We start from the raw sequence: 7,483 nt of genomic DNA on the forward strand, positions 1-7,483 counted from the left end.
ACTACGCTTTTAATGTCAAAGTATGTTCTAACTTTTTGAGCATGAATGCTTCTACATAATGAACTTGCTCACCGCCAACACAGAGAATACCTTCTTCCTCCTCAACTGTTTGTGCAACTTTACGCGCAATAGACATTAACCAAGCCTTAAACTCAGATGCCTGTGTAGTAGTTAGCTTATTTGCTAGAATCAATGCAACTTGCTCAAAATGAGCGATCGCTTTTTGACGTCCTTGTGCTGGATGTTCGAGGTTCTGTAGTAGTTTCAGCAATTCAATCTCCTTTTTTAACACTAATTCTTCATCGTTCAAAAATTTCTTGTTGTCAACTGCATCAAAAGAAGTAACAAAAAATTTCACCAAATCACTTGCTATATTTTGGCTTTGTTGTTCTGCTGTAATAATCTGAATTCCAGCTTGTACTTCTTTAAAAAAAGAAACCGGATCGATATTATCTGACAGAGTTAGTGCCATGATGGCTTGTAAAGGAGCCTGCATAAGGATGGACAATTCGCTGTCTGACAACTGGTAATGCACCATTATTGACTACTCCACAGTAGAGATAAGCGTAAAATAACAACATACTAACTGTGGAATATTTTATATGGCTAAAGACCATTCTTATAATTTTTTTTAGATAAATAAATCATTAATTTTTTATTTTCATTTTACTGAAATTGAGTTATTTGAATCAGAATAATTTTAAAATATAAAGAGGTTATAATAACAAAATAAGAAATAAATAAGAATTAGATTAAGAAAAAAATAAATATTGAAGAATACAGAATTCAGAATTTACAATTATACAATTAAGAATATATTCTGACTTTTGTTCTGAGAATAAAAAATTTTAATTGGGCACGCCACTACAAGGAGGCATTGCCCAAGATTGTTCTGGTTAATAGGCTGGAACTAAACCAATTAGCCGCAACATATACAAGAGAATAGAGTTAACGATGCTGAGTGCGATCGCTCCAATAATTGCACTGCCAATCCCCCACCGTAATCGAAATCCTTGAACTAGCCAAGCAGCTAGACCAAACACAATAATACTCCCAATCAAGGGAATCAATCCCAAACTAACCACAGCACTTGTCGTTCTAAACCATCCCGGAAACAAACTCCAAAACCCATTGAAAGCACCAATGATTGCTCCAGCAACCAGAGCAATCCAAGGATTATCAACTTCAACACCTAAAGGTAGCTTAGAGATAATCAATAAACTGATGGCTATCACGACGATAGAAATGAGAAAGCCAGTCATTTTTTTATGCCTCAAATATGAACAATGGACAAAGGTAACTTGATATCTGCAATCACTTAGCTTTGCGTTCCAATGCTTGCTCTAATTTTTTGATTTGGGAAAATTGTTAAGAACTTCAATTAACGTTACCAGATTTACGAAGAGTTGAACTAAAAGATAAACAATTATTATGATTAATATTTAAGTTTTGCTAATTATTTAGTCCACTACTAGACTGAATGATCAGTCTTGAAGCGGACATGATATTTAAAGTGTCATCGGTGCGATCGGTTCAATGTCAGGATCGTTGCCACCAATTTGATTGGTACGCAGAACCCACACAGAAGCATTATGTTTGAGAAAAACACGCACAATTGTATCGCTTGCTAGGCGAGGTAACAAAGTTTTCCAGCTAGCCAATCCAGTTAGCAAGTTTCGCAAAGGTGCATCTTCGATAGTACTGCCTAAATTGTATTCATTTTTTTCCCAGTCGGAACGGGCTGTACCTAATGGCTGAAGCTCCCGTTTCAAAGCTTTTTCCAGTTCCAATAACTGGTGATATTGTCTGGCTTGCTCTGGGTTATGTAATAGCCAGTTTTGCAAGAAAGAGGCATTTGATTCAATCCCTCGCTGTAGACTGCGAAGACTGGCAAACAATGCCTCGTTGGAGTCTTGGGCGCAGTTATTTGCTGGCCCGACGTAGGTTCCACCGGTACCATCACCAATCCGATAACGAGCAGTCATGGCTTGAAGTTGGGTTAGCATGATGTCTAGGACGGAACGTTTTGTGCCATTAAACTCAAAGTCCCCAGTGAATGCATCGAGCTTCACTAAAATATCGCAAACAGGACGAACACCCGCCCAACCAAACTGGCGATCGCCCATGTAGCGCGACCAGTGAAAGGTTCCTGCAACTAGTCCATCCGTGTTATGGGTGTAAATCTGATAGTAGAGTATATTAAACTGGAGTTCATCTGCGAGCGGTTCGCGCACAACCTGGGCTAATCCATAGGCAAAATGACCAAAAAATATGGGGGTTGCAGCAGCTGGTTCTTGTTTGTTGCCCCCGATACCACCATAGGTGTGCAATAACAAGGCCCGATCGCCTTCCTGCCATTCGGCGATCGCATCTTGAATCGATTGATTGTGGCAATTCAGCAACACCGAACTAATTTTTCCTTTCTGAGCCACAATGTTAACCCAAGCCTCTTTACGAATATATTTATATGCTGGTTTGCGACCAAAAATTACCCGATCTGGTTGGAGTCGCATCAGGGCGCGTGGGGCAAGGGACTGTACTACAAAATATCCTGACGCATCTTTAGCTCCGTAAATATACCAACCTGTTTCATTGAGTAGAGATTGCTCAATTTGGCGGCTAGTGGAGGGAAAACAGCCATTGCGATCGGCAACTGGTGGCGGTAGACGGACAATTTCCTCGATCCCATCAAATTGTCGAGAGCTACGGTTGAAATGCACAACTCGAAATTGGTCGGTTCCTGCAATGGGCTGTAAGAATCTAACTAAACCGTAGTATCGCCCGGTGATTTGTACTGGTTGAGTGCGGATGCGAAGGGTAATATTTGCTGCTGCTTCGACAATAGTATCGTCAGTTAGCATCACAACCATATCATCATTTGGACGTGAACCTGCAAGAGATTCCAGTGGATCGACCTGCCGCCAATGATTTAAGCGCACCGGATGAATTGAACCCCCATATTTACTGGCGTACTCTGCATCCGCACTGAAGTGAACATCGTGTGTTACTGCCCGTACCCAGTTCTGCACATTTTGGTCGTTCAGCCAACGCAAGTTTACAATCTGTCCCACCAAATATTCATAACCCGCATCGGCATGATGAACTTCAAACAGAGCGCCCCGAACAGATTGTCTTTCGTGTGGCGGCGGCAAAATTAAACGACCTATCCAGCGTCCAAGGGGGCGATACCAATTTAAGTCAACCGTCTGATTGAGTGGGTAATAATCGGGGTGATTAAAGGCTGCTTGCTGGTAGAGTCCGTAGTTAGTAGGTTTTCTAGTGATGTGTTCTTCAGCAACCAGCATTCTACCGTGCAGAATTTGGATGATAAAATTAACGGTTTGTTCCAAATGACTGCGTCCATCTGGCAGATATACTTTTGGATCTAACATTCCACCCGGAACCTGATGTCCGACAGGCCCAAGGGAAATAAAGCTAATTTTGCCGAGTCGTTTGGCTCGATTCCAGTAGGAAAGCGGCAACAGTTTCCAGCGCCCAGGAAAAAGAATTGGCCCAAGCGGTTCAACTGTGTCTTTCTCACCTACTAAATGGTAAAGGTGTTCAAGCTTGAGAATATTGCAGTTGCCACTGATAACTCCACCTAAGGAAATTACATCAATAGGGGCATCAGCCGCTCGTCTCAGGAAACGTGCAGATGCCGCAGACATTTGCCCTCCACCGCTATAGCCGATTAAAGTGATAGGAATGCCACTTCCAGGCTGGTAACCGTTATTAATCAGCGCATTGTACATAACCTGAGCTATGCCCTGATTGTAGAGGGGGCCGTAACGCCGATCGGCTGAGACACAGACTATTAAGACGTTGCGAAGGTTAACTAAGTAACCCAACAAGCTAGTAGGGTTGGCAAAGCGCAACCTATCTGCAAGTCGCCACAGAAAGCCAAGGGGGCGGTCTTCAACTAGAGGTTTATTAAAGACTGAGTAGACCATCAACCCTCGAATGAGCGCCATATCATTAGGTAGAGCAGGAACTAAGGCATCTAGAAAATCTTCAATGTCGGGAAGATATTCAGAACTAGATTGACAAATTCCATCAAGATAAATGACATAGCGAGAAATGTTTCGGGAATCTGCAACAGGTTCTGCCAAGGTTCCCGTATTGATGGTTGTATTTACTTCATCGTCATACCAACCTGCCCACCACCCCAAGGTTTCGAGAGGAGCCAACAGCCCTGCAAAGACGAGCGCCACAATGCCAATCCACACTAGATCAAAAACAAATCGGAACATCCCTGGCAGTTGGTTATACCACCCAAACAATCCTTCACGCACAGGTCTGAGCAGAATTGCTACTAGGAAGGCAAGAACTACCATTCCTAGTAAACGCAGAAACTGGATGAGCTGCCGTTTGCTGAATGTATTATTAGCCCAAACAGAAGCTTCAGCCCTACTAGTATCATTTGTTGTATGAGCACTAACTCGTGGTGTTAAATTTTCCTCCTCTACCCTTGGTCTTGCTGAGGCGATAAACTGTTGCACATCTGGAACGGTTGCAGGCGAGGGAGTTCGATTCAAGCCAGTTCCAACTAATTCAGTCATTCCTTCCCGATTAGTTACTAACTTAACTCCAGCCACCTTATTTGCCAGCCAACGCCCCAAGTTAGCGATCGGTTGACCAATGGTTTGCTGTAATATTTGCAGCATCGCCCATCCAAACGCAACATACCAAAAAGCAGCTCCTGGCGAAACCCCAGCAACTGCTCCAAAGCCAACAACCATTGCCAATAAGTGCCAAACTGACAACAGCCATAAAATCGGAACTCCCAGGTAAGGCAGTGCCCCTAAAAAGCTGAACAGCAAGGGCGCATAACTCAGTCCTAACACCCGTGCCAAAGTATTAAAGGGAAAATGGATGGATGAAGAGATCAGGCAAATCAGCCAAGAGCTAAATACTAGAAACAGATACCCAAATGTATACAAAACTGCATTGATTAACAGGCTAAAAATGAAGCGTACTGGCTGAACACGATTGATAAAAAGAATGATGCTCTCGGCGATCGCCTGAGATAAACCAGAGATGAGGACAATCAAAAGCGCTAGGGTAAATCCATTGGGTAGAATACTAATTTGCCGGAAGACCTCTGCATTAAAGCTGAATACTCCCGCCAAGAATTCCCAGAGCTGATTGACATTGGTTGTGGACATGGCTATATTTTCATGTCTGTTTTGTGAATCTTATGCCATTTACCTCACAGCTTGTGTTTTTTTGCATACTCCCGAACTGATGAGTCCACAACTGCGTAGAGGAGTTGATCCGGATCGTTTTCTGCCTGCTTGCGGATCATCTGCCCAAGTTCTCTACCCGCTTCCTTGGAGGGGCGCAGCTGATACCCCCGCTTCTCTACTGATAACGCCACAAGTTGCTGAACCATGCGGACAAAGGAGTCGTAGTTCTTGCCACTCTTCTGCCAGGCTTCTTTTACCGTCATCGTGGCAAGTTCGTTATTATTCCATGTCTTTTGAGTAGTCCTGTTTTGAACTATTTGCTGAGGCGAACCTGCTTGTACTTCCAAGCTTGTCAAGAATATTCCTGCACTTGATGTGGCACTAAGAGCAGATATTACCACTATGCGGCTAATTAGCGACTTCATCTTCATTTCCTCCTCATTTCTGCAATCTTTTGAGTTATGAGTTAAGTACCTACGCATAAATGTTTAGCCATTTTTCAATACGGCTGAAATCGCTGTATTCCTTCCCTGTTCCCTTGCCTAACTAGATAATTTATTTTGCACAACCATTTATTAGTTATTTCTTGTTACTGCTACCACCGACAATCCCGCCAGCCGCACCGCCGTAGAGTCCGCCTTTTATAGCTCCATCCAAACCGTCCGTGAGCAGTCCAACCCCGGCTCCTACAGCTGCGCCTGTTGTGGCAGTTTGGCGTGCCTGCTCGCCACGCTTTCCTTCCTCAGTCACCGCAGCAGCACCGGCTCCAAGGGTAGCACCTCTAAGTGAGTCGCCCAATCCATTGCCAAAAATGGCTCCTGACGCACCGCCAATCAGCGCTCCTGTTGTTTTTCGATCTGCTCGGCTGGGAGTGCTAACCAAGCACACAGCGAGAAGACTGACTCCTAGAGCAGCTGCGTATCTTTTCCACTGCTTCATAGTCCACCTCTTTTTACCGTTATCTAAGGTTACTGTCATCAAGTGAATTTAAATTGGTTTTTGGAAATTTGCTCAGAAATTAAATCCCCACCACAAGTTGGTAACGTCTCATTGATAGCTATACCTTTGTAGTGGGTCTATACAGAAAATATTAAAAATGTACAACGTTGCTCAACTAACTAAATCGATCTGTGTAATCCATCATTTTAATAAGCGTAAACTCCACCCCCTTTAGAAACATTGAGTACACGGTAACCACCAACCTCAACAGGTTGAACCCTGACCTCGATCGTGTTACCTTTGGCAGAAGTTTCATACCTTAAACCACCAGCTTTTCCAGAAGCAGCTTCTTGGGAGGGATTGTAAATAGCAATATTTACAGGTAGAGCAATATTGTTAAGTTTTGCATTACCTCCTACAGGTAAATCATTATCGGCCCGCCCGTCTAGGAAATTGTATTTCAAAGGCATTTTGGTTTCATTCAAAAGCACAACTGTCACTGCTTGCTTTGGATTTACCCGTGCGATCGGTTGCCAGTAGCCGGGTTGATAGGTGCGTGCAGGTGGATTTTGAGTAGGTAGATTTTGTTGAGTAGGTAGTTTTTGAGTAGGTAGTTTTGGAGTCGGTGGATTTTGAGCTAAGGCTGGTACTGTTAAACCTACTACCATAGGAACTCCTGCTACCAACCACAATTGCATCTTAGTTAGTTGCCTCATAATTGGTCTCCTCTCACCAAAGTAAGAAAAATTAAAATTGATATGAATGTTTCAAACAAGCTAACTGAATAATACTGGTGACAAACAGAAATAGCTTTCTTTAGTTATGAGATGAAAGTAAAATACCTTGAAAATAAAAACAATAGTTATGCCATTAGATAGAGGAATATTTATATCAAAAGGAAGATTTTTTAGTCGTGTACTAAGTTTTGAAAAAATATCCGTGTCAAACTGTAAAATTCCATAAGAAATTATTAAATAATAATAAATTTATTCAGTATCCGTAGCGCAATATAATCTCAAAAAATCTTGTTATATTAAACCTTTTAGGATGAATAGCAGAATTTAACAAGATAATATTGATAAATTCCTTTTTTATTCCTTATTAGTTTCTTATCTTTTTATGATAGTTTCAATTACTGAGAACTTGTACCCTTCGGGTTTGCCAGTTCACGCCACTTGACGCCAGTCGCTTCAACGGGGGGAACCCTCCGAAGTTCTGATTGCCATGCAGGTGCGGCGGGGGCAGAAAAATCTCCGATTTTTCTGCTGTCGGCAGAGCCGACGCTGTGGTTGCACAGCAACCACAGCTATCCCCGCTCGCACCATCGGCGGAAGCCGCCGCACCCTGCGGGAAGCCGC

Annotated in this window: 6 protein-coding genes; all 6 read right to left on the bottom strand. The window is 42.9% G+C overall.

The features are described 5' to 3' along the window. Window position 1: 1 nt before the first annotated feature. Window positions 2-538 carry a hypothetical protein gene (locus UYC_RS0102220; RefSeq protein ID WP_016873006.1) on the bottom strand — a complete coding sequence of 179 codons (537 nt, stop codon included), beginning with the start codon at window positions 536-538 and terminating at the stop codon, window positions 2-4. Between the two features lie 358 nt (window positions 539-896). Further along, the gene (locus UYC_RS0102225; protein ID WP_016873007.1) at window positions 897-1,262 is read right to left on the bottom strand and encodes a phage holin family protein; all 366 of its coding nucleotides are present in this window, start codon (window positions 1,260-1,262) and stop codon (window positions 897-899) included. Between the two features lie 246 nt (window positions 1,263-1,508). Next, complete coding sequence (locus UYC_RS0102230; RefSeq protein ID WP_016873008.1) at window positions 1,509-5,165, bottom strand: Yip1 family protein; 3,657 nt, start codon at window positions 5,163-5,165, stop codon at window positions 1,509-1,511. Between the two features lie 44 nt (window positions 5,166-5,209). Then, complete coding sequence (locus UYC_RS0102235) at window positions 5,210-5,611, bottom strand: acyl-CoA synthetase (RefSeq protein WP_235082866.1); 402 nt, start codon at window positions 5,609-5,611, stop codon at window positions 5,210-5,212. Between the two features lie 154 nt (window positions 5,612-5,765). Then, the gene (locus UYC_RS0102240) at window positions 5,766-6,125 is read right to left on the bottom strand and encodes a glycine zipper family protein (RefSeq protein WP_016873010.1); all 360 of its coding nucleotides are present in this window, start codon (window positions 6,123-6,125) and stop codon (window positions 5,766-5,768) included. 206 nt (window positions 6,126-6,331) lie between these two features. Further along, the gene (locus UYC_RS0102245) at window positions 6,332-6,841 is read right to left on the bottom strand and encodes a hypothetical protein (RefSeq protein WP_016873011.1); all 510 of its coding nucleotides are present in this window, start codon (window positions 6,839-6,841) and stop codon (window positions 6,332-6,334) included. Window positions 6,842-7,483: the final 642 nt, after the last annotated feature.

It is taken from the genome of Chlorogloeopsis fritschii PCC 6912, from assembly GCF_000317285.1.
Classification (GTDB): Bacteria; Cyanobacteriota; Cyanobacteriia; order Cyanobacteriales; family Nostocaceae; genus Chlorogloeopsis; species Chlorogloeopsis fritschii.

Bases quoted from the DNA above. Each gene is read 5' to 3' on its own strand.
- UYC_RS0102220 (WP_016873006.1), bottom strand. From the start codon at position 538: ATGGTGCATTACCAGTTGTCAGACAGCGAATTGTCCATCCTTATGCAG.
- UYC_RS0102225 (WP_016873007.1), bottom strand. From the start codon at position 1,262: ATGACTGGCTTTCTCATTTCTATCGTCGTGATAGCCATCAGTTTATTG.
- UYC_RS0102230 (WP_016873008.1), bottom strand. From the start codon at position 5,165: ATGTCCACAACCAATGTCAATCAGCTCTGGGAATTCTTGGCGGGAGTA.
- UYC_RS0102235 (WP_235082866.1), bottom strand. From the start codon at position 5,611: ATGAAGTCGCTAATTAGCCGCATAGTGGTAATATCTGCTCTTAGTGCC.
- UYC_RS0102240 (WP_016873010.1), bottom strand. From the start codon at position 6,125: ATGAAGCAGTGGAAAAGATACGCAGCTGCTCTAGGAGTCAGTCTTCTC.
- UYC_RS0102245 (WP_016873011.1), bottom strand. From the start codon at position 6,841: ATGAGGCAACTAACTAAGATGCAATTGTGGTTGGTAGCAGGAGTTCCT.